Genomic DNA, 20,169 nt, shown 5'->3' with positions numbered 1-20,169 from the left:
TTTCCTGTCATGGATTATGCTAGGATAACGCATGAAGATGCACATGAGTCATTCGAAGGTCCCGAGGCTTTGCGTCGCCTTTTTCTTAGTTATTTTGTTGAATGCTTGTGCCAAAGGCTCCTCAACAGAGGAGGATAGTGGCGTCGTCAATGATACGGATCCTTCTTGTTTGTTTGGGGGCTGCGATGCGGGACTGAACGAGCAGTGTGCGGCTTATCTCGACAAAGCGGCTTGCGATCAAGATTTTCAATGCAGTTGGTGTCCCTCAGAACTGAGTTGCGGTGGAGCGGGCAGTAGTTGCGCCAGCTGCGATGCGCTAACTGGCGGCGCGTGTGATTCGGCTCCTGGATGTCAGTTTTGTGGTCGCGATAGTGCGTGTGGCAACATCGATGCTGCCAACTGTGTTTGCAGTTCAGCAACGAGTGACAGTGCTTGTACGGGCGCTTGCGATTGGTGCAGCACTGCTCAAATCTGTGTGGATAGCGGAGCGAGTTGCGATCTTTCTGGCGAAAACTGTAAGAAGGCTACCAGTGTGCTGGACTGCGAAGCCGGCGCTAACGATTGTGTCTGGTGTGGTGCCTCCGATGCATGCTTCGCTGCTGGCACTACATGCGGATCACCTCGCAAGGTGTTTATCTCGAGTGTTGCGTACACTGGCAACATGGGTGGGCTGAGCGGTGCCGATGGCTTATGCCAGACTCTGGCCGGCAACGCTGGGCTAAGTGGAACCTACAAAGCCTGGCTCAGCGCACCCAATAACTCTGTTGCATCCCGCTTCAATACCAGCGAAATGACTTACCAGCTGGTTGATGGCACCAAAATAGCCATTGGCTGGTCTGAGTTGATCAGTGGCAAGCTTCGTTCTGCCATCGATACCGATGAAAACAATAACACCAGTCTATCCGTAAGCTCGGCCTCGTGTGACGGAAAAGTATCTGCTTGGACAGGCACCGACGCCACGGGGCAGAGTTTTTCATCGAGTCTCAGTTGCAACGGATGGACCTCAACAGGTAGCGAAAGTGCCGTACTTGGCGAAGCCACGGCGACGAGCTCAGCGTGGACGGTGAGCTGTACGCTGACAAATAGCCCCTGCTCTAGACAAGCGCGAATCTACTGCATAGAGCAAGCGGATTGAAGCGAGTTAAAAGATTTTAGTCTGCAGGTTAAGGATGAGCGTGTGGGTTTTGGGGGATGGACTGTATGCTGCTTTGGCTCGGCATGGCTTCCAAACCCACCACTGGCCTTGCATCGGCCGTCACTTGCTTAGCGGAAGATGTAATTAACTCAACCCAGGAACGAGTTGCATCGCTTTTCCCGTAAAAACTTTCTACCTCCGCTGTCGCTTGCAGCATTTCAAAGTGTCCGATGCTTTTGCCTTCTGCGATGAATTCAAGAATCAAGGCAGGCTCAGCTTTGACTTGTTTGTCCTTAAGCAGATCGTTTGGGGATTGTTTAGGCGCGAGATAGCGTTGGGCACGCAATGCTTCAACCTTCTTTAACCAGTTGCCATACAATTCATTGCGCTGTGTCGGGTTGGCCTTATCGACCCATTGGGCCTTCGCAGGCTCTCGCCTGTCGCGGTGAAGCAAGGTGCGCGTTTTGTTATCAACTTTCACGACAATTTCATCCACGTCTGCAAACTTAAAGCGCTGCATATTGCGCTGCATAAGTCGAGTCTGGGCCGATTCGAGATGGCGAATGAGGTCGGCTTTGAGCAAAAACACGGTATTCTTTTTTGGAAACTTCGCATAGCGATCAGCCGATCCGAAAGTGCTTCCGCCGATCATCAGTGTGTGTGTTTTGCCGTCGCATTTAAGCGTGAGTTTGTCTTTGCTGTTTTTGAGCCCAAGCTCTTTGAGCTCTTTTTTGCTTAGTGTACCAAGGGAACGAATAGCGCGCAGTGGTGTGATGTCGTTCACAAATTCATCGGCAGCTTCATTGCCCACAAAACTCTGCATTTGATTGGGAGCATTCTTTGTTTTGTTCTTGCTTTGGATCCACAAGAACTTCTTATCGCCTTTGCCGCGTACATCGAGTTTGGCAAAAGTGTTTTCGCTCGTAAAAGAGACCTCTTGCAAGTCGCTATCGTCGCAATCAACGATTTCAACTTCGCTGACTGGGCCTTCACTCTCTTCTTCATGGGTCCAGGTTTGATAAGCCCATAGTAGAGCGATAACTGCCAAGGTGGCATGAACCAATACGCTTTTCATGATCGAGCCTCCGATCGCCTGCGGCGCCGCCGTGCCATCCAAATGCCCAGCGCCAACAAGGGCAAAGGCAATCCAAAGGCTGTGGCATAAAACCAAATTTTATCTTCATCACGAGTATGTTCGATGGGAATATCTTCTTCTGAAGTCAGACTGGCTGCGATTTCTTCTTCGCCGATCAGCCAGCGAAGAGAGTCGACCAAGACAAGGGTGTTGCCAGGAACACGAATCAATTGGTCGGTAGCGAAATCGCCGTCGGCGATGACGACTACACGACCTTCTTCACCTTTGGGCTGGTTTACAGTGATCGCGGCCATCATGTTGTAGCTCTTGGAGCTTTCATTGCCGTTTTGTTCGTGATCGTCGTTCAGATCAAGAAAACTGTCGATCCCCGAACGCATGGGGAAAATCACCGATGGTTTCAAGCTTATCGCATCCGCTTTTTCTTCAAGTCGTGATAAGGCGCCGCCGCGTAAAAACACCGTAGCGGCTTCTCGGGAATGTCCACTCGCTGTGGTTACGGTTGGATGCGAAGAGTAGTTGTTGGTGAAAACGATTTCGTGATCCGCGGGCGTGAAGCTTCGACGCATATGCTGCTTTTTACTGTTTAGGATGCCTTGCTCGACCTTGATGCCCAGCAAAGAGAAGAAAGGTTCTAGGCCAGTCTCTGAGTCTGGATCGACATTCACCAGGACTCTTCCACCATGTTGGACATAACGGCCGAGCGCTTGCGCTTCTTCGGGTAAGAAGGCTTCGCGCGGACCTAAAATAGCAATGGCCCGCGTATCCGCTGGAACTTCTTGGGCAAGACCTTGCGCTAAACCAAGCTCTTTGGTTGAAATGTTAAACCGTCCGAGCAGTGTTTGTAGGTTTTGAGTGCGCTGTCCAGGAGCATCCCCGTCTTGCCCAGCGCTCGAGTATTCACGATGGCCTACGCTCAGATGCAAGGAGCGCGGGGGCCTAGTTAGCTTCGTAAGGTTTTGTTGAAAATGCTCATCAAGCTTTTTTAGTTTGCCTCGGGCAAGTTCCAAGTCATCGCCAATTTCAAAGCTTTGAGCTTTAGCGTTTTTTCCGTCGCCTTGAAGCAAAAGCACGATGCCGTTGCCGCGAATCCGATGCTGTTTGACCAGTTCTGGAGCGAGGGCATGGTCTTTTATTTCAACGCTGATTTTGCTTGAAGCTTTATCAATGCTTTCAAAATACGGCGTCATTTGGCCAAGGACATCGCTCACCTTGGGATAGAAAAGCACAACACGAACAGGGTCTCCAGAGAGCCTTTTGACCATGGAGAGCGTGCCTTCACTGGGCTTTGATGTTTTGAAATAGGACAAGTCACGTTTAAATTCGCGCTGTGATGCGACGTAGTTAACTGAAAACAGAAAAACTAACGACAAAGACAAGGTAAGTCCAGTCTTGGCAGCTCCGTGAACGCGGCGAAGCTCAACGGCCTCGCTAATCGGCATGCGACTATAGACAAATTCAATAAACAGATGAGTGCTTAAGCTAACGCACAGCACTGCGGGCCAAAATGCAGTCACGGCGCCTTTGAAATGCGCAGCGCTATCGCCCGTCAACCCAAAGAGTTCGATACCCGCATCACTTCGAGCAAAGTAAAGTAGCAAGGAAAGAACGATTCCCGCTGAGCTAAAGAGCAAATAGGCTTCGACTTTTTGTTTGGCGTCTTTTTCGCTGCGCCATTGCAAGATGCGTTGGGCCAGGCCACCTACGAGAAGAACAGCGCAAAGACCTAAAAAGAAAGTACGTACGCCGCCCTCACTAAGAATGCGCTCCGCGATAAATAAGCTTATGAGTCCAGCAAAGAGTAGTGAAGTTGAAAGGAAACGCGGCATGCCCGTTGTAGAATGTTGCTGCATTACTGCCACCTTTTGCTTTGCAAGATGCGAATCGAAGCAAGGAGACTGAAGTAGATCACTGAAAGATAGATAACTACGCTGCTTAGCTGAAGCAGTCCTCTTCGAAAGGGATGGAAGTGTTTAACATAAAGGGCCATGTAGGACATCATCGATGAAAGGGGAGGGTCGGTGACGCGTGCGATGTGCCAGCAGAGCACCGAAAAAACAAAAACGAGCACGCCACCGAGCAAAAGAGCAACGAGCTGATTGGATGCGATAGCCGACCCCAAGGTGCCTAAAGCTAAGCAAGCTGCTCCAAGCAGCAGCATGCCAAGGTAGCCTGCTGCAATGTGCCCAATGGAAATCTTACCGTTAACGAAGATAAGGGCAGGCAAATATAGCGAAAGCAATGTGATTACGGTGAGGAAAAGTAAAGCAGATAGAAACTTACCCATGACAATCTCAGATTCTTTGACGGGTGAAGTGAATAAAAGGATTTGCGTGCCGCTGGCTTGTTCTTCGGCAAACAGGCGCATGGACAGAAATACCGCGGCTGCGCCAGTGAGTCCGCCTGCCCAAAAGAAGAAAGTTTCTAGCACTTCGGAAGACAGTTTGGGGGAATCGCCGACGGCCATGGTCGTAAAGAAAAGCCCGTCAAGCAGCAAGACAACTGCAGCGATGATGTAGCCGGAAGGAGTTCGTAAATAGGCGCCGAGTTCTCTGCGGGCAATCAAGATGGCGTTATGCATGTTCACTCTCCTTGCTTTGCTCTTGTTGGCTCATTTGCACAAATGCTGTTTCAAGGCCACTTGAAAGAGTGTGCATGCCAGTCAGGCCAAGGCCAGCGTTAACAAGGGCTTTGCTCAGTAAGGCGCGATCATGATGTGGGATGGTCACTCGAATTCGCAAACGATCTTCAATCGATTCAATCTCGCTTTGCTTTACGTTTGGCAAAGTAGCAATTGCATTTTTAGCAGCTTCGGCCGTACCTTCAATTTCAAGCTCCATACGGAACTCCGAAGTAAAGCGCTTAGCGAGCTCTTCCTCCGTGCCTTCGCCAGCAAGAGCGCCTTTGTGAATCATCAAAATTCGATCACAGGTCTTTTCGATTTCCGTCAGGATATGGGAACTAAGCAAAATGGTATGCTTACCGCGTAAGCTGCGAATCATTTCACGCATCTCAACGATCTGAACTGGATCAAGGCCTTTGATTGGTTCATCAAGAATCAACAGGGCTGGGTCATGCACGATGGCTTGAGCAATACCCACACGTTGTTTGTAGCCATGGGATAAGGTGCCAATGACCTGGTTTTTGACCGACTCGATGCCACACAGGCGCAGTACCTCCGGCACGCGACTAGCGAGTTGCTCGCGGTCCATCCCACGTAAGCGGCCTGCAAAATCAATAAACTCTTTGACCGTCATTTCTGGATACAGTGGTGGAGTTTCCGGCAAATAGCCTATGAACCGACGACCAGATGGGGGCTGTCCTCGACATCAAATCCGCAGATTGAGATTCGTCCCGATGTGGGCAAGCTAAGACAGCTCAGCATGCGCAGAGTTGTGCTCTTTCCTGCGCCGTTTAGGCCTAAAAAGCCCACACATTCGCCTTCTTTGATGGAGAAATTTAGGTTTTTAGCGGCCCACAAGGAGCCATAGTACTTATTAACCTGTTCGACCTTGATCATGGTCGAAAATAGCTAACTCAGCTGGCCGTGGTGTCAAGATTTCACACCATAAAAATATCTAAATTTGTTGAATGATCGGCCCTGAGGTAGCGTCCAAACGCAGAGTTTCCAAGGAGTGCACGATGCAGACAGCAAGTTCTCTAAAATTACTAGCCTTTTTGGCCTTATTAAGTGTGGTTCCCATTCAGAGCGCAAGCGCAGATGCAGCTGAGGGGCACTATCGAGCAGGTCTTGAGCATAAGCGATCGGGCGATCTGGACGAGGCGCTCAAGGATTTTAATAAAGCCATCGCGAATCGGAAGGGATTTGCTGCCGCCCACTTGAGCCGGGGTCATGTCTTTCGAACCCAGGGCAATTATAAGCAGGCTTTGCGCGACTACGAACGCGTGATCGAACTCGAGCCCAAAAGCGCAGAAGGCTACGGTATGGCTGGCGCAACTTTGCTGCATCTCAAGGAATACGAACTAGCGGCGAAGAAGCTCGAGCAGGCTGTTAGACTTGATCCGGAAGAAGTCACGCATGCTTCGAATCTTGGCGCAGCCTACCGTCAATCCGGACGCATCGACGATGCCGTTGCAACCTACCGCAAAGCAAGCAAGCGCTTTCCAAACAACGTTGAACTTCTCAATAACCTTGGTGTAGCTCTGCGCAATCAACGCAAATACAAAGAGGCAGTTGTGGCGCTTGAAAAAGCCGTGAAACTAAAACCAAACGATGCAAACTTGCAGCTCAATTTGGCCATCACCTTGCGAAGCGCAAAGCTTTATGAACAAGCAGTTACGCACTACGACAAGGCCATCGCGCTTGGTATTGACCGACCTGCCGCGATTTTTGATTTGGCTGTCTGTTACGAGAAACTCGAACAAAACGAGCAAGCGGTACGTACCTATCAACGTTTCGCCAAAGCTATTCGTAAGTCCGATCCCGATGCCGCAAAAGAAGCTGAAAAACGAGCCAAATCTCTAGAATAAGTCGCATCCAGGGGGAGCCCGGGGGACATGCTTTAGGAAAATAAGTGAAATAATATCAATAGCTTACAAACCCGATCGCGAAACCGTTATCTTTGTTGACGGTTTCGCAGGCGGGCTTGTAAGTGCCTGTGGTCGTTTGACTATCTAGGGAAGAACATGTCCCCCAAGGCACTGGTCCTAGAGCTATTGCGCAAACGGGTAGGTTCACCCATATCGTTTCGTTCGATAGCATGCGATGTAGGAATATCGCCAAGCACAGTCATGCGCTATATTGAGATTTTCGAAGCGCTTTTTATTGTGTTTCGAGTAACCCGGCACTCACGCAACGTTGCACGTTCTCTTCTAAAAGAATCTAAGATTTATTTTTTCGACACCGGAATGGTGTTGGGAGATGAAGGGTCTCGTTGAGAGAATTTTGTTGCGACCTGTCTCCTGCGGTACGTGCACGGACTTGTCGATGAAAGAGGTCGAGATGCCACACTTCACTATTTGCGTACAAAGGACGGCACAGAAGTCGACTTATGCTTGGTAGAACGAGGGGAACTCAAGCAGATGCTAGAAGCCAAGCTATCCAGTTCAATGATAGATTCATCGCTTCGCTATTTTCACAAACGCCAGGCCGTTCCTGCTATTCAACTGGTCAAAAACCTTCGTCTAGAGCGGTTTCACGACGGGATTGAACTGAGAAGAGCGTGGACCAAAGGCGGAGCTGCCCATAGAAAGCGTATGCTGCGATGCAATAAAGAAAGTCAAGAGCTGCGTCGGGTGGGGCTTGATGTCGGCAAGGACAAAGGTCGATGGGTATCTGCCTTTGGGCGAGCAATCGCTTCAGTATTCACGGAGCAAGGTCGGTCTTAGCAAGCTTATTCGTTAGTTAGCTGAGATTTCAGCACCCCAGCTGCAAGTTGTGCTGGAGCCGACTGCAGGCTACGAACGAGACGTTGTAAACAGTTTCGGCAAGGCAGGCATCGCGGTGAGCTTGGTCAGCCGGCTCGTGTCCAACACTGCCGCCAACGCCTGAGCTATCCCCACAAATTTCAGAGAGTGAAAACCGATAATACGGCGGCTAAACTGCAAATTGCATTGCGACGAGCAGATTTCATTTCCACAATAACGTGTTGATGGTTCCTCACATTCAAATTTGTTGGGATCCCTCAGGCGTTGGCACATTCTCAGGATGTTCTGCAGAGGCAGCTGCGCGTAACACAATCGGCATCGACTCATCCGGACAATTCATAAAAGGCGAGGCCTGAACTGTATCATCCGCTACTGTACTACTCCTTCCGGGTGACTACCGGATCTGAGTCAATTTAGAGTGCTCGAAGGTTGGACACGAATGCACTGCCTTCCCTTAATGTTATCCTATACCTTTGTCTTTCGGCGCCAAAGACTTCTTGTACGGCCCCAAATCCCAGGTCCCGAGACCTGATCCAAAGTTAAATCTCGGGTCCCCGGAATATAAACAGAAAAAGGTTACGACGCGTTCTATTCTTGAGCTGCTCGGCGGGTGTTGTAGCGTTTGTCGCCGATTTTTGGTGACGCCATGACCAGTCTTTTGAGTTTTTGCGAAAGCCGTACCAAGGCCGCTTCGTAGCTGCTTGCTGATACGCTCACGTGTGAGAGGGCCTCGTCACTGCTGTGCACTTGAGCTGTCGCTACCTTGTCCACTCCACCTCGCGGTCCATTGACGTCATCAAACCGGATGGTCACGCCTCGTACATCGTGGCGAAAACGGCGCAGTTGTCGGATCAAGCGTTCTCGAGCCAGGTGTCTGAGCTCGCCGGCTTTCTCGGCACTCTTCGTCAGTATTCGCACTTCCATCAGCACCTCCCATTTGTTATATTATCTAAAACATCATATCATCAAGTTAGGCAAAGTCTAATGAAATGTATTTCTAATTTTATAGCTTTCGATTAGGTAAAATCAAACTGTGGGGCAACTCAACTATCAACATCTTCAGTACTTTTGGACTGTTGCGCGTGAGGGCAGCATCGTGGGGGCTTCAAAGGTGCTGCATGTTTCCTCCCCCACCATCAGCGTGCAAATCAACCAACTGGAATCCCTCTATGGTCACGAGCTCTTGTTGCGGCAAGGCAGAAGTTTACGGCTTACAGAAAAGGGACATGCCGTCTTTAAGTATGCAGATACGATTTTTCGAACCGGCGACGAGCTCGAAAAGTTTCTCATGGGTCAACCCGCCGGAGCGCCTGCGCATGTGGATATAGGAATCACCCCTGTATTTCCTAAGACTGTAACGTGGAAGCTTTTGCAACCTATATTAAACATGACTCCCTCCTGCACGGTGACTTTTCATGAGGCAAACCAAGAAGCCTTGCTAAACCGCCTTCTTGGGCAGCAGCTCGATTTTTTTATCTCCGACACCACCGTGGATTCGCAAGCGGGCCTGAAGCTTCATAACCATTCACTTGGTGAAAGTGACGTGATCATCATGGGGTCAAGCAAACTTGCGCGGCGCTATCGGCGCAACTTTCCCAATTCACTCAACGGAGCACCCTTCTTGTTGCCCACCTCTGGAAACGCGCTAAGACGGGCAATGGACAACTGGTTTGATAACCAACGAATCAGTGTACGGGTCGTTGCAGATTTCGACGATTATTCCTTGCTCAAAACGGCGGGGGCAGAGGGCTATGGCTTATTCCCCTTCCCGTCCATTGTGAAAAAGGACGCCAAATCCCGCTTCGGTGCTGAACAGATTGGCTGTGCACAGGGCGTTGTCGAAAAGTTTTATTGCGTTTCGACCGCCAGGAAAAATGTCCATCCAGCGCTCGCGTTATTAATCGCACACCATTCGGGCCAAAGCACCACCATCCGTTGAGTGTGATCTGGTGTATTATTTGATTAAAGTTAATAATTGCGTTGATAAATAGAACTTTCGAAATTGTAGCCGTGTTGGTAAATTGCCGAACATGAGCCTGCTAAAATTTCAAAGACCGCCGTTAGAGACACAAGCCAAAGGTACGGTCGATGTGGATCGCGAGCTTAGCCTCAATCCATTGAATCTGCCCGAGCGTCGTTACCACAACTCGCTTTTGGCCTTGGTGCAAGAGCGTACGGCCTCAGGACCATGGGACTGGTTCCGGCAGTGTTTATCGAGGGTTACGGATCGGGGTGGTTACGCGCTCGCGCTCTTGCCCGTGCTCACGGATCGCATCGACACAGGACACTGGCCGCACCATCCCACCGAGTTTTCCACGGAAATCGTGATTGGTTTGTTAATCCTGTTTGGAGTTCATCGTTTGTATCGCAAGATCGACACATTTAGAGCGATCGCTAAACAAGATCCTCTTACCGGCCTTGGAAACCGAATGGATTTTATTGAGCATTTGGTGACAATGAAACGCAGGGCCCGCCAAACGGGGATGCAGTTTGCTCTGGCTTACATCGACCTTAATGATTTTAAGCTCATTAATGATGCCTACGGACACACGATTGGTGATCAAGTCCTTGAAGCGATCGCTGGCGGACTTCGGCGTTCGATTCGTAGCGGTCTCGACCATTGTTTTCGGTTGGGTGGGGATGAGTTTGCAGTTCTGCTGTCGCATACCGAGGCAAGCCAAGGGCTCAATATTTTGAAACGAGGTCTGCAGGACACGCCCGTTCCGGTTATCGATCGCCTAAGTTGCGCGATTGGTATCGTGAGCGGCGGCGCCCCTCAAGACGCAACGCCAGTTGAGGAATTGGTAGAGCGCGCCGATGCGTTAATGTATCGAGCCAAAGCTCGCGTGTTGCCCTATTCGCAAAGTCGAACGGAACGCTATACGCAACTTCAAATTGGAAAGGCTTCCTGCAATGCAACCTCGCTTTGAACCAAAGGAAAGCAACATTGAACTTTGCGCTCCGTTCACCAACAGCCCGGGAATGCATGCAGCAAAAAAAAGGAATAATCGCTCTGTCTGGCAAGGGCATCGACTATCCGATCATACCAAGGGGCTGTACTCACTTTATCTTCTGGTACTGTGTGCGTGCGCCACGCCAAGACCGCACCTTTCAGAGCCTTTAAAGCCCACAGTCAAGGCAGGGCAAGCCCGACAGAGCTCCCCTCAGCCCTTTAATTTGAGTGCAGCATCTTTGGTGGACGAATCCCCATGCACGACATGTGTCAATGGCTTTCCCTACCTTAGTCATGAAGGAGTTGTGATTGCAAAACAGGGGGTTCTTGATGGCGCTCCCACGCATGATTTCAATGTCTTGGTGCTGGGCCCCAATGGAGAGACCGTCAGGAATTACGGCATTCTTTCCGAAGAAGAGTTCCATGCGAGTGGTAACAAAAAAGCTTTGCGTGACACTGTCCATCGCAGGCTCCGTTTGGTGAGCAATCAACTTCACATCACCGGCAATCTTATGCCACTAGAAATCCAACGGCATGACGGTCATGAAGTTGCCAGGGATGGGAAGCTTGTCGTGGATTTGGATCTCGTGACCCGACAAATCGCGATCAACGAACAAGGGCAAAAACTTGCGCAGCACAAAATCGTGAATGAAACACCGCAGGGTCAACCAGAGAGCTGTCGTTCCCTTCAGCCACATTTATCGGCGGTCTGGGCAGATCGCCTTCATAGCTTTTTAGTGTTGCGAATCTCATTCACGGGCCGTGTTGATTCGTGTGTGGCGCCGCCGGACCGCGTCGAAGTCATGCACCTTGATCCAGTCTAGGGGTCACTTTCCGCGAATTTTAAGTCCTATAAAAAAGGCGAATTCCGTCGCACTCCTGGGATTTCTTTTTAGAGAAATTTCAAGATATGAGCCATATTTCCCTAAAAACGAGGGATGGGAAAGGTGTCAGCAACCGTCTTGAAGAAAGATGTTAGTTTGCAGGCATAGGCCGAAAAGAACAGTCATCGCGCAGCATGGCGTTGAGGATGCAAAGCAGTTTTCGGGACGCTGCTGTGAGGGCGACTTTGGGTGGCTTTCCTGCTGCGATGAGTCGTTCGTAGAAGATGCGCAGTGTTGGGTTGAAACGCACGGCGACAAGCGTGGCCATGTACAAAACACGCCGTACATGGGCCCGGCCACAGCGGATGTGCCGTTTGCCTCGAAACCGCCCGCTATCGCAGTTGTAGGGGGCAAGTCCTCAAGAGTCATAGATAAAATGCGCTGGAAGCAGTTTCAGGTTCCTGAGCTTTGGAGTGGCCAAACATGGGCATTTTGCTGCTCAGCAATACCACAGTTGCTAGAAGCCAAAAGCCTCGAAGGAACGCGCTTCCCGTCTGCTCTTCCTGTGGCAGCGCCATGAAAATTGTCGAGTTTGTGGATAATCACGAGGCTGCCGCACAAAAGCGCCGCCGCCACGGATTCCGTTGCCCCTTGCCGGTTAGCCTTTACTGCGCTGCGATTTTTGACTTGGCTGTCTGCTATGAGATACTGGAGCTAAACGAGCCGAATCTCTAGAATAGGTCGCACTTTCCTTGGGTCGTTTTTTTTGGATATCTTCCCATGCGTTTTTTACGGGCAAACAGCAAAAATCCAAAAACACCAAGGTAGATAAAGTTAGCTGTGGGTGAGTTGGAACTAAGAGAACAGGCGCATCCCCCTTGAGCATCCGTGGCTGCGCTCAACAGCGAACTAGGTGTTCCTTTCACATGGTTTATTGGAGCTTCATTTTCATTCTTTGTGCTGAAGGCCACACATGCGCTTGTGTCGAAGGAACAATTGGAATCACAGCCGAGAGTTCCAGTCTCAAAACCAAGCAGTTCACAAGTAGTGCCGTTGAGCAAAAGCTCAGCGTCATTAGGGTTACGTAGATTTGCCGGCAAGTGCTCGCACGATTCACCATACTCAAATGCGCCGTTGCCACAAACGGCAGCGTTATACTGTGGTTTAATGGTATTATAAAAATTGATGCTTGATGTGTGCTGCTGAGCAGGCCGGCCGTCCCAATTTTGGATATTTAGCTGCCAAATCGTTGGGGTATCGCTTCGAACATAGTGGGAAAGATTTTGCATCCAATTTTGATTTGCTTCGTCCAGGTATTCGACAAGCGCATAACGCCGGACCTTTCGAGATGAAAAGAGGAATTGCGCGATAGGCAATACGGAAATTAAGCGATTTGTAGGAGAATAGAGTGAGTAGCCCGGAGTTGAGACGGCGTTGAGTGCTGAATCCGAGACGTTAACGTAAGCGGTCCCATATTGTGTTCGAAAAGGCGAATCGAATACGGATTGTGAAATAAGAAGTTCGCTCGGAATCCCTGCCTCTACAAAAATGCGAGAGACCCAATCGAGGTATGCTCCACTCGCAGCAATTAGCGTATTGATATAATCGTCGGGGCGATAGAATTCCTGAGATTTTTGCGTGATCCATTGTTCCCGCGTGAGATTTGCTGGTTTTTCTGGAAGGCAATCGAGCACGTCGTTCGGGCATTTGCGTAGACGGTAGGTATTAACACCATAGGCATTGTACACGTTGGCCTCAGGGTGAAAGTTGTGACCAATCATGCCTTCGTTTTCGGTGACAATTGCCGGCATCAAATAAGCTTTACTTTGCGCGCGCAAGTCATGGTGAATGGCTGACAGCTCTTGCGCCGCAAGCGTCATCTTCATTGAGACCCATTTTCTAAAACGAGGCGAATCAAAACGTGGATGCGGATTTCCGATGCAAAAGGGCGTTCCCCAGTTTCGCCAAGTCACAGCAGCAAGTGTTGCAGCCCAACCGCTGCATACTTCAGCCGGATTGTCGTGCGACCACACGTAGTCTGAGGACCAGCCCCACCAATCGATATCTTCGGTGTAGGACATGCAATACTCGTCGTTGGCCATGCAGCTGCTGCCGCAATGAGGGCACTCAGCGCTGGTGTCCCACCACACATAGCCGACCACTTTATAAATAAAAGGAATATCCAACTCCTGCGAAACTTCAGCGAAACGGCGAAGGGCCCAGGAAATACGATTCGGTGGCATGATGAGAATCGGAATGCTCAGCAGCTGTTTGAGGTTACGGCGCTCATCGTCGCTTTGAATGCCTAATTCGGAAAGCATAGCTTGCAAGTCCGCGACGATGGTTGGCTTTATCGTGGATTGCCACTCGGTCTCGTCTTCAAAATGCCACTGACCGAAGAGCCCATCGCCCCAATTGGGCCCTGGGGCTGCCCAAGAGAAACCGGCCATGGGGAGATTGTCTCGTGGCAAATCTTGCGCGAAGACAGCAGTGCCTTGAAAAACCAAAACAACAATTACAAACAGGGAACGAAGCATCACGCTTTAGTATGGTTCGCCCTGCATCTGCAGGCAAAGATAGTTTGCTGTTAGATGAAACTAAATGTCTGTGGGCGAAGAGCCAGCGCTGTTAACACCACGGGAAACGTAGACGTTGCTTACCGCATCACGCTGAGGCACGATCTCGACCGAGAGTTTGTAAGCACGAGAGCTGGTATCCCCGCGGTAGTTCAAGATGGAAATACGATAGCTGCCTGCGGGCAAAAAACCGGTTTCGATGAACTCATCGCGATTGTCCATCGTGCGTGAATTATAAAGAACACGTCCGTTGGCTGCAAGCACAAACAAGTCATAATCCTGACCAGCCGAGATGTTATCCAGCGCAAGTTGGACAAAGCCTGGTTCTGACAGCACGAGCGGGTAGGTGTGCTCGGTCTGTCCGTTAACGAAACCACCGCGTTTAATCAGGGTTTGCGTATGACTTGCTTGACGAGCATGAAGCGGAGCGACGCTACTCGTAGCAGGTGAGTGAAGATTGTGAACAATCGAGGCCGGCGAAGTTCCGGCGCAACCTGCGCCAGAGAAGCTCGCAAGGGCAAAGCCCGTAGCGATAAAAGTCTTAGAAACAACACTTACTTTGCGTGGAAGTCTCATACTACTCCATACAGATGCAAGAAATGTACCACGGTGTAGTGGCCAGCTGATGACAAAATCATTTGATTTTATTGTCATGCGCTAGGGTTCCAAGTCCTCACAATGGGGTACATTGTCCCCAATGGTACGGTCTCTATACCCTAGTTAACCTTTCATTGTCCACCAATGCAAGTTTCCTACTGAACGGCTTGTCGGTGATCGAAATAAAGTCGCTTTTTCTTTCATGAGAAGTTAGAGCATCAGCTTATAAAAAGGTTTATCGCAGCGCTCTCAATATTTTCAATCCCTTAGCTAGGCAAAGGTTTTGATCCGGCTATGCCCCTGCTACACTTGTTTAAAAGAAGTCTTAAATTGAATTAGATGGTCCCGCTCAGCGAAATTATTGGGAAAGTATCTGCCTATCATCCTGGCGCTAATATTGATCTGATCAGTAAGGCTTATGTTTATGCCTCACAGATGCACGACGGACAGAGTCGGAAGTCGGGGGATCCGTATTTTATCCACCCATCCCAGGTCGCTAGAATTATAGCAGAAATGAAACTCGATACGGCGAGTGTGTGTGCGGCGCTTTTGCACGACGTTGTTGAAGACACTGCCGCAACGAACGACGATATCGAAAAACTTTTTGGTGCCGAGGTTTCCTTTTTGGTGGATGGCGTAACCAAGCTTGGTCGCGTTAACTTTAGTTCAAAAGAAGATCAGCAAGCGGAAAGTTTTCGTAAGATGTTGGTTGCGATGGCACGCGATATTCGCGTGCTGATGGTTAAGTTGGCAGACCGCCTCGATAACATGCGCACGCTCGAGCACATGAAGGTGGATTCACAGGAACGCATTGCACAAGAAACCTTGGATATTTTCGCGCCTCTTGCCGGACGTTTGGGGATGGCGTGGCTCAAAAACGAGCTTGAGACTTTATGTTTCCAATACCTAAAACCTGAGACCTTCAACGATTTGCAGCGCAAGTCCAAGAAGCTCGCCCGCGATCGCGACAAGTTTATTCAGGATGTGACCCGTCGTTTAGAGAGCATGTTAATTGAACGCGGCTTTTCTGTGGAAGTCACAGGGCGTATCAAATATCCCTATTCGATCTACCGAAAAATGATGCAATCGGGTTGTGATTTCGAGCAAGTTCATGATTTTGGTGCGTTTCGAGTTATCACGGAGACGGTTTCAGATTGCTATGCAGCACTTGGCGTAGTGCATTCGCAATGGACGCCGGTGCCGGGTCGTTTTAAAGACTATATCGCTTTGCCGAAACCCAACATGTACCAATCACTGCACACCACCGTGCTTGGTCCGGGCCATCGCCGAATCGAAGTTCAAATCCGAACAAGAGAGATGCACCAAATCGCCGAAAGAGGCATTGCTGCACACTGGAAATACAAAGAGGGCGAAAGTGGCATGGACGAACGCGACGCCGCGCGTTTTACCTGGTTACGCCAGCTCATGGAGTTCCAGAAGGATGTGCACGATCCGGCAGAATTCCTTGAGAGCGTTAAAGTCGATCTGTTTCACGATGAAGTTTTTGTGTTTACCCCGAAGGGTGATGTTAAAGTTTTTCCGAGAGGGGCAACGCCTCTTGATTTCGCCTATGCGATCCATTCGGATATCGGTCATCATTGCACGGGCGCACGGGTTAATGATGCGATTGTTCCGTTGCGGCATCAGCTGCACAATGGCGACACCATTGAAATCATCGGCAGCGAGCATCAACGACCTTCCAAAGACTGGCTCGATTTTGTTGTGACTGGACGTGCCCGATCTCGGATACGGGCTTTCTTACGGAATGAACAACATCAACGAAGCATTTCGCTGGGCAAAGAAATTCTCGAGCGTGCGATGCGGCGCGAAAGTCTCTCGTACAGCAAACTAGTTAAAAGCGGCGAGATTAATAAAGTTGCGGAGAAGTTACGTACTGGAACAGCAGAAGAGCTATTTTCACGTCTGGGATATGGCAAGCTAGCTCCTTTGCAAGTTCTCGATGTGGTCAAACCAGAACGACGTGCTGAAAAAGAATCGTCCGAAGCGGGCGGTCATGCCGACTTAGAGCATGAGCATCACCCCTCAAAGCGCCATGAACATCACGACGGTATACAAATCGGAGGTATCGAGGATGTACTAGTTCGTTTTGGGCGCTGTTGTAATCCGATTCCTGGCGATGCCGTTATCGGTTGGATTACACGTGGTCGAGGTGTCACCGTTCATCGGCGGGAATGCCAAAAGGCGATGACTCTGGATCCTGAACGGCGCGTAGCCGTCACCTGGTCGGGGCAATCGAAGTCGGAGATGCCAGCGCGAATTCGTGTGATTTGCTCGGATCGTCCCGGTATTTTGAAAGACGTGAGCCATGTTTTTACCGATACGGGTCTCAACATCATTGGCGCGACCGTTACGACCTCAAAAAGTGGCCAAGCTGACAATATCTTCCAGTTTAGCATTGATGATGTTAGCAAGCTGCGTGTGTTGATCAGAAACATTCTAAAAGTATCCGGTGTACAGGACGTGCATCGACTGTAGATTGAGTTTGCTATGCATCGTTTTCATCCCGATTCCGTCTCGTTAGGAGACGTGGAGTTGCTTCCCGCGTCAGCTGATGATGTGATTCACGTACTGCGCCCTTTGCTGAGCGAAGAGCGCATGCAGCGTATTGAGCAAGTCATCAATCATCGAATTGGCTCGGTCACTGCGGTGCTCGAAGACGTTTTCGATCCTCATAATGTGGCGGCTGTGATGCGATCGGCCGAAGCGTTTGGAACTCAGGCCTTGCACTTGGTTGAGCGAGGACAGGATTTCAAGCTTTCAAGTCGTGTAGCGCAAGGCACTCAGCGCTGGATTGATTTGCAGATCCATCGTGATGCAAAAAAATGTGTGTCCTGGCTGAAGCGGCAAGGTTTTAAGGTACTTGTAGCCGATGGGAATAGTGATGATGGCTATGATCTTAACGATCTGAAATACATTAAAAAAGTTGCCATGGTATTTGGTAACGAGCACCAAGGGGTCTCCGATGAGTTACGTCAAATGGCCGATGGCAGTTTTGCGATTGGCATGCGCGGTTTTGTCGAGAGCTTGAATATTTCGGTGGCTGCTGCGTTGAGCCTTTATACGGTGACTTCGGAGCGGTCCGGCGATCTCGATGAAGAAAGCAAAGCACATCTAAAAGCACGTTTCATGTTAGCATCCGTTGACCGAGGCGAAGAAATCATTAAGGAAGCCCTCAGTCGAGGGATCTACACGAATGGCAAAACGCAGAAGTAAAAAAAGACCACCCAAAGAATCCTGGCTTGCAAAAGCTTTGCGTCGCTTACTTGTTTTAGCTTTTGTCATGATAGCCTTAGCTGCGACAGTTTTAGCCTCGGTGTTTTGGTACTACTCTCGAGACTTGCCCACGGTTGAGACGCTGCGCAAATACCAGCCTCCACAAATTACCTACGTTTACGACCGTAATGGAATACTCATTGGTGAACTCTTCAATGAGCGCCGGACTGTGGTTCCTCTAAGCAAGATTCCACGCGTGATGGTGCTTTCGGTGCTTGCTGCTGAAGATGCCGATTTTTACCGCCATCGCGGTTTGGACTACCCCGGTATTTTACGTGCTCTCTTTCGCGATATAATTAGCGGACGCCGTGTTCAAGGCGCCAGTACCATTACGCAACAGGTTGTAAAAAACCTATTGCTAAGTCACGAGCGTACCTTTCGCCGTAAAATTCGGGAGCTTATTCTTGCACGGCGTCTCGAGCAGGAAATGAGCAAAGATGAGATTCTGAACCTCTATGTGAATACCATCTATTTTGGTCATGGACGCTATGGTGTTCAAGAAGCAAGCCGTTTTTATTTTGGTAAAGATGTTGAGAAAATATCACTTGCCGAAGCATCGCTTATTGCTGGTATCCCGCAGGCTCCCGTGCGCCTTTCGCCGCGTGATAATCCTGAAGCTGCCAAAAATCGGCAAACTTTTGTGTTGGATCAACTGCAAGCAAAGCGTGATGTTTATTGGTCTGATTTAAGCGAAGAGGAAATCGCAAAAGCCCGAGATACTCAAGTAAAACTTAGCGATGCATCGAAGCAAGGGGATCGTGCTCCTGAACTTGTTCGACAAGTTAGAGCCGAACTCAATGAAAGTTTTGGCGAAGACAGGGTCAAAGATGGTGGTTTCAGAGTGACCACTACCCTGGATCTCGCGCTACAGATCAAAGTCCGAAACGCACTGCGTGCCGGTCTTAGAGATTTTGATCATCGGCATGGAGCGCAGGCGCCATTTCGTGTCAAAGGGCGTAAAGATAAAAACAAAGCACTTGGTAAGTTGAAAATTGGCAAGACTTATTGGGCGCAGGTTGTTGAAGCCGATGATGAAAAACAGCAACTCCATCTCAAGCTTGGTGAATACGATGCTGTCGTTGGGATTGACAGCGCGGATCGTTACAATCCAAAACAGCTTTCTGCCAGTAAGTTTGCCAAGCAAGGCGTCTCGTTGCCCGTTCGGGTGCTTTCAGATGCAGAGGATAGCAACATCATTGGGGTTAAGAATGTCCAGGTTCAGCTCGACCTAGGTCCTCAAGGCGCAGCGATTGTTATGAATCCCGCGACTCGTGAAGTGCTGGCGATGGTGGGAAACTATTCGGACGATTCCGGTTTCGATCGCGCAAGCCAAGCGCTGCGACAACCGGGCAGTGCGTTTAAACCCATCGTTTACGCTTACGCTATACAAAGTAGACGCTTCACGCCAGCAAGCATCGTTCTTGATGCGCCCGAAGTCTTTGATAAGTACATGCCGAAGAACTACGAGACTTGGAACTTTCAAGGTGCTGTTCGCCTTCGTTATGCTCTCGCTAAATCAATCAATCTTGTGGCCATTCGAGTGATCGAAGAGCTTGGTCCAAAGCACGTTGCTGAGTTTGGACATCAACTTGGTATTTCAACGCCGCTGGAGGAAAGCTTGCCCCTGGCATTGGGCGCCAGTGCCGTCTTTCCAATTGAGCTCGTGAATGCTTACGCTACTTTTGCTTCAGGCGGGGTGTACGAAAAACCAAAGTTTATCCGACGCATTCTAGATTCGAATGGCGAGCGAGTGGAGCTTCCTCGGCGTGATGAGGCTGTGCAAGTTCTGAGCCCAGCGGAAGCGTACGTCGTGACAAGCATGTTAACAAGCGTCGTACGCATCGGAACTGCGACTGCTGCTCAAAGTCTTGGCACCGAAGCGGCCGGTAAGACAGGAACAAGTAACCGTGCGCGGGATGCTTGGTTTGTGGGCTACACACCGAACACCCTGGCCGGCGTGTGGGTTGGTTTTGATAACAATCGCCCGCTTGGCCGCGGAGAGAGTGGCGGCAGAACTGCCCTTCCGGTATGGATTGACGTGATCCGTAGCGCGGAAGGCCAAAACAGCAACGAGAAATTCGTGGTACCCCCCGGGGTGATGTGGGCAAAAATCGATCCAGAGAGCGGGAAACTTGCCTATGAAGGTATGCCGGATGCCATTGATGAGGTCTTTTTAGAAGGTACGGTGCCAAGCGAAATGGCTTTGGACCCAAGTGTCGCCGATCCGACGGATTTCATGATGGAGCAGCAGGCCGACACGATTGATACGCAGTGAAATGGACCGTTTTGTCTTGTTTTGCAAAAATTTA

At 50.0% G+C, this 20,169-nt stretch carries 18 protein-coding genes and 1 pseudogene; 10 read left to right on the top strand and 9 right to left on the bottom strand.

Translation table 11 applies throughout. The features are described from left to right. Positions 1 to 43 precede the first annotated feature (43 nt). Positions 44 to 1,135 carry a hypothetical protein gene (locus IPJ88_02545; protein QQR90641.1) on the top strand — a complete coding sequence of 364 codons (1,092 nt, stop codon included), beginning with the start codon at positions 44 to 46 and terminating at the stop codon, positions 1,133 to 1,135. Positions 1,136 to 1,163: 28 nt separating this feature from the next. Here the strand turns inward: IPJ88_02545 and IPJ88_02540 are convergent, their stop codons facing one another. The 5 genes from IPJ88_02540 to IPJ88_02520 are packed head-to-tail and all read right to left on the bottom strand — an operon-like array spanning position 1,164 to position 5,748. After that, entirely contained in the window at positions 1,164 to 2,210 is a 1,047-nt protein-coding gene (locus IPJ88_02540; protein ID QQR90640.1) for a DUF4340 domain-containing protein, read from the bottom strand. Further along, positions 2,207 to 4,081 (bottom strand): Gldg family protein, encoded by a 1,875-nt coding sequence (locus tag IPJ88_02535; protein ID QQR90639.1) that lies wholly within the window; start codon positions 4,079 to 4,081, stop codon positions 2,207 to 2,209. Before IPJ88_02535 ends, IPJ88_02540 begins: the two co-directional genes overlap by 4 nt. After that, on the bottom strand, positions 4,081 to 4,809 hold the full coding sequence (locus tag IPJ88_02530; GenBank protein ID QQR90638.1) for an ABC transporter permease subunit: 729 nt from the start codon (positions 4,807 to 4,809) through the stop codon (positions 4,081 to 4,083). Before IPJ88_02530 ends, IPJ88_02535 begins: the two co-directional genes overlap by 1 nt. Next, positions 4,802 to 5,515: an ABC transporter ATP-binding protein gene (locus IPJ88_02525; protein ID QQR90637.1), complete on the bottom strand. Its 714-nt coding sequence runs from the start codon at positions 5,513 to 5,515 to the stop codon at positions 4,802 to 4,804. The genes IPJ88_02530 and IPJ88_02525 overlap by 8 nt, the downstream gene beginning before the upstream one ends. A 5-nt stretch (positions 5,516 to 5,520) precedes the next feature. Continuing rightward, on the bottom strand, positions 5,521 to 5,748 hold the full coding sequence (locus IPJ88_02520; GenBank protein ID QQR90636.1) for an ATP-binding cassette domain-containing protein: 228 nt from the start codon (positions 5,746 to 5,748) through the stop codon (positions 5,521 to 5,523). Positions 5,749 to 5,870: 122 nt separating this feature from the next. On the opposite strand from IPJ88_02520, the gene IPJ88_02515 reads away from it, so the two are divergent. From IPJ88_02515 to IPJ88_02505, 3 genes are all read left to right on the top strand, one after another. Beyond that, positions 5,871 to 6,719, top strand: coding sequence for a tetratricopeptide repeat protein (locus tag IPJ88_02515; protein QQR90635.1), 849 nt, complete (start codon positions 5,871 to 5,873; stop codon positions 6,717 to 6,719). Positions 6,720 to 6,875: 156 nt separating this feature from the next. Continuing rightward, entirely contained in the window at positions 6,876 to 7,127 is a 252-nt protein-coding gene (locus IPJ88_02510) for a DUF4143 domain-containing protein (protein QQR90634.1), read from the top strand. A 33-nt stretch (positions 7,128 to 7,160) separates the two neighbouring features. Next, the gene (locus IPJ88_02505; GenBank protein ID QQR90633.1) at positions 7,161 to 7,577 is read left to right on the top strand and encodes a hypothetical protein; all 417 of its coding nucleotides are present in this window, start codon (positions 7,161 to 7,163) and stop codon (positions 7,575 to 7,577) included. 627 nt (positions 7,578 to 8,204) lie between these two features. Here the strand turns inward: IPJ88_02505 and IPJ88_02500 are convergent. Further along, entirely contained in the window at positions 8,205 to 8,540 is a 336-nt protein-coding gene (locus IPJ88_02500) for a hypothetical protein (GenBank protein QQR90632.1), read from the bottom strand. Between the two features lie 109 nt (positions 8,541 to 8,649). Between IPJ88_02500 and IPJ88_02495 the strand changes: the two genes are divergently transcribed. The 3 genes from IPJ88_02495 (at position 8,650) to IPJ88_02485 (ending at position 11,393) form a co-directional block, all read left to right on the top strand. After that, the gene (locus tag IPJ88_02495; protein QQR90631.1) at positions 8,650 to 9,555 is read left to right on the top strand and encodes a LysR family transcriptional regulator; all 906 of its coding nucleotides are present in this window, start codon (positions 8,650 to 8,652) and stop codon (positions 9,553 to 9,555) included. A gap of 91 nt (positions 9,556 to 9,646) precedes the next feature. Further along, on the top strand, positions 9,647 to 10,546 hold the full coding sequence (locus IPJ88_02490) for a GGDEF domain-containing protein (GenBank protein QQR90630.1): 900 nt from the start codon (positions 9,647 to 9,649) through the stop codon (positions 10,544 to 10,546). Positions 10,547 to 10,874: 328 nt separating this feature from the next. Further along, positions 10,875 to 11,393, top strand: coding sequence for a hypothetical protein (locus IPJ88_02485; protein QQR90629.1), 519 nt, complete (start codon positions 10,875 to 10,877; stop codon positions 11,391 to 11,393). 151 nt (positions 11,394 to 11,544) lie between these two features. Here the strand turns inward: IPJ88_02485 and IPJ88_02480 are convergent. From IPJ88_02480 to IPJ88_02470, 3 genes and pseudogenes are all read right to left on the bottom strand, one after another. Further along, a pseudogene (locus tag IPJ88_02480) lies at positions 11,545 to 11,808 on the bottom strand (IS110 family transposase). A gap of 316 nt (positions 11,809 to 12,124) precedes the next feature. Then, positions 12,125 to 13,930 carry a hypothetical protein gene (locus tag IPJ88_02475; protein ID QQR90628.1) on the bottom strand — a complete coding sequence of 602 codons (1,806 nt, stop codon included), beginning with the start codon at positions 13,928 to 13,930 and terminating at the stop codon, positions 12,125 to 12,127. Between the two features lie 60 nt (positions 13,931 to 13,990). Beyond that, positions 13,991 to 14,545, bottom strand: coding sequence for a hypothetical protein (locus IPJ88_02470; protein QQR90627.1), 555 nt, complete (start codon positions 14,543 to 14,545; stop codon positions 13,991 to 13,993). Positions 14,546 to 14,905: 360 nt separating this feature from the next. Between IPJ88_02470 and IPJ88_02465 the strand changes: the two genes are divergently transcribed. Genes IPJ88_02465 through IPJ88_02455 form a run of 3 tightly spaced genes read left to right on the top strand, consistent with a single transcriptional unit; the run spans position 14,906 to position 20,135 of the window. Beyond that, a complete protein-coding gene (locus IPJ88_02465; GenBank protein ID QQR90626.1) occupies positions 14,906 to 17,062 on the top strand; it encodes a bifunctional (p)ppGpp synthetase/guanosine-3',5'-bis(diphosphate) 3'-pyrophosphohydrolase in 2,157 nt (718 codons plus the stop codon). 12 nt (positions 17,063 to 17,074) lie between these two features. Continuing rightward, positions 17,075 to 17,800: an RNA methyltransferase gene (locus IPJ88_02460; protein ID QQR90625.1), complete on the top strand. Its 726-nt coding sequence runs from the start codon at positions 17,075 to 17,077 to the stop codon at positions 17,798 to 17,800. Then, on the top strand, positions 17,781 to 20,135 hold the full coding sequence (locus tag IPJ88_02455) for a PBP1A family penicillin-binding protein (GenBank protein ID QQR90624.1): 2,355 nt from the start codon (positions 17,781 to 17,783) through the stop codon (positions 20,133 to 20,135). The genes IPJ88_02460 and IPJ88_02455 overlap by 20 nt, the downstream gene beginning before the upstream one ends. Positions 20,136 to 20,169: the final 34 nt, after the last annotated feature.

Source organism: Myxococcales bacterium (assembly GCA_016699535.1).
Taxonomy (GTDB): domain Bacteria; phylum Myxococcota_A; class Polyangia; order Polyangiales.
The sequence above is the reverse complement of the archived record's forward strand: the minus strand, read 5'-3'. Positions and strand labels throughout refer to the sequence as shown.

Excerpts from the sequence above, each read along its gene's own strand:
- IPJ88_02520 (QQR90636.1), bottom strand. The coding sequence starts at position 5,748 with ATGATCAAGGTCGAACAGGTTAATAAGTACTATGGCTCCTTGTGGGCC.
- IPJ88_02540 (QQR90640.1), bottom strand. The coding sequence starts at position 2,210 with ATGAAAAGCGTATTGGTTCATGCCACCTTGGCAGTTATCGCTCTACTA.
- IPJ88_02545 (QQR90641.1), top strand. The coding sequence starts at position 44 with ATGAGTCATTCGAAGGTCCCGAGGCTTTGCGTCGCCTTTTTCTTAGTT.
- IPJ88_02465 (QQR90626.1), top strand. The coding sequence starts at position 14,906 with ATGGTCCCGCTCAGCGAAATTATTGGGAAAGTATCTGCCTATCATCCT.
- IPJ88_02515 (QQR90635.1), top strand. The coding sequence starts at position 5,871 with ATGCAGACAGCAAGTTCTCTAAAATTACTAGCCTTTTTGGCCTTATTA.
- IPJ88_02490 (QQR90630.1), top strand. The coding sequence starts at position 9,647 with ATGAGCCTGCTAAAATTTCAAAGACCGCCGTTAGAGACACAAGCCAAA.
- IPJ88_02500 (QQR90632.1), bottom strand. The coding sequence starts at position 8,540 with ATGGAAGTGCGAATACTGACGAAGAGTGCCGAGAAAGCCGGCGAGCTC.
- IPJ88_02530 (QQR90638.1), bottom strand. The coding sequence starts at position 4,809 with ATGCATAACGCCATCTTGATTGCCCGCAGAGAACTCGGCGCCTATTTA.
- IPJ88_02470 (QQR90627.1), bottom strand. The coding sequence starts at position 14,545 with ATGAGACTTCCACGCAAAGTAAGTGTTGTTTCTAAGACTTTTATCGCT.
- IPJ88_02460 (QQR90625.1), top strand. The coding sequence starts at position 17,075 with ATGCATCGTTTTCATCCCGATTCCGTCTCGTTAGGAGACGTGGAGTTG.
- IPJ88_02510 (QQR90634.1), top strand. The coding sequence starts at position 6,876 with ATGTCCCCCAAGGCACTGGTCCTAGAGCTATTGCGCAAACGGGTAGGT.
- IPJ88_02475 (QQR90628.1), bottom strand. The coding sequence starts at position 13,930 with ATGCTTCGTTCCCTGTTTGTAATTGTTGTTTTGGTTTTTCAAGGCACT.
- IPJ88_02455 (QQR90624.1), top strand. The coding sequence starts at position 17,781 with ATGGCAAAACGCAGAAGTAAAAAAAGACCACCCAAAGAATCCTGGCTT.
- IPJ88_02535 (QQR90639.1), bottom strand. The coding sequence starts at position 4,081 with ATGCAGCAACATTCTACAACGGGCATGCCGCGTTTCCTTTCAACTTCA.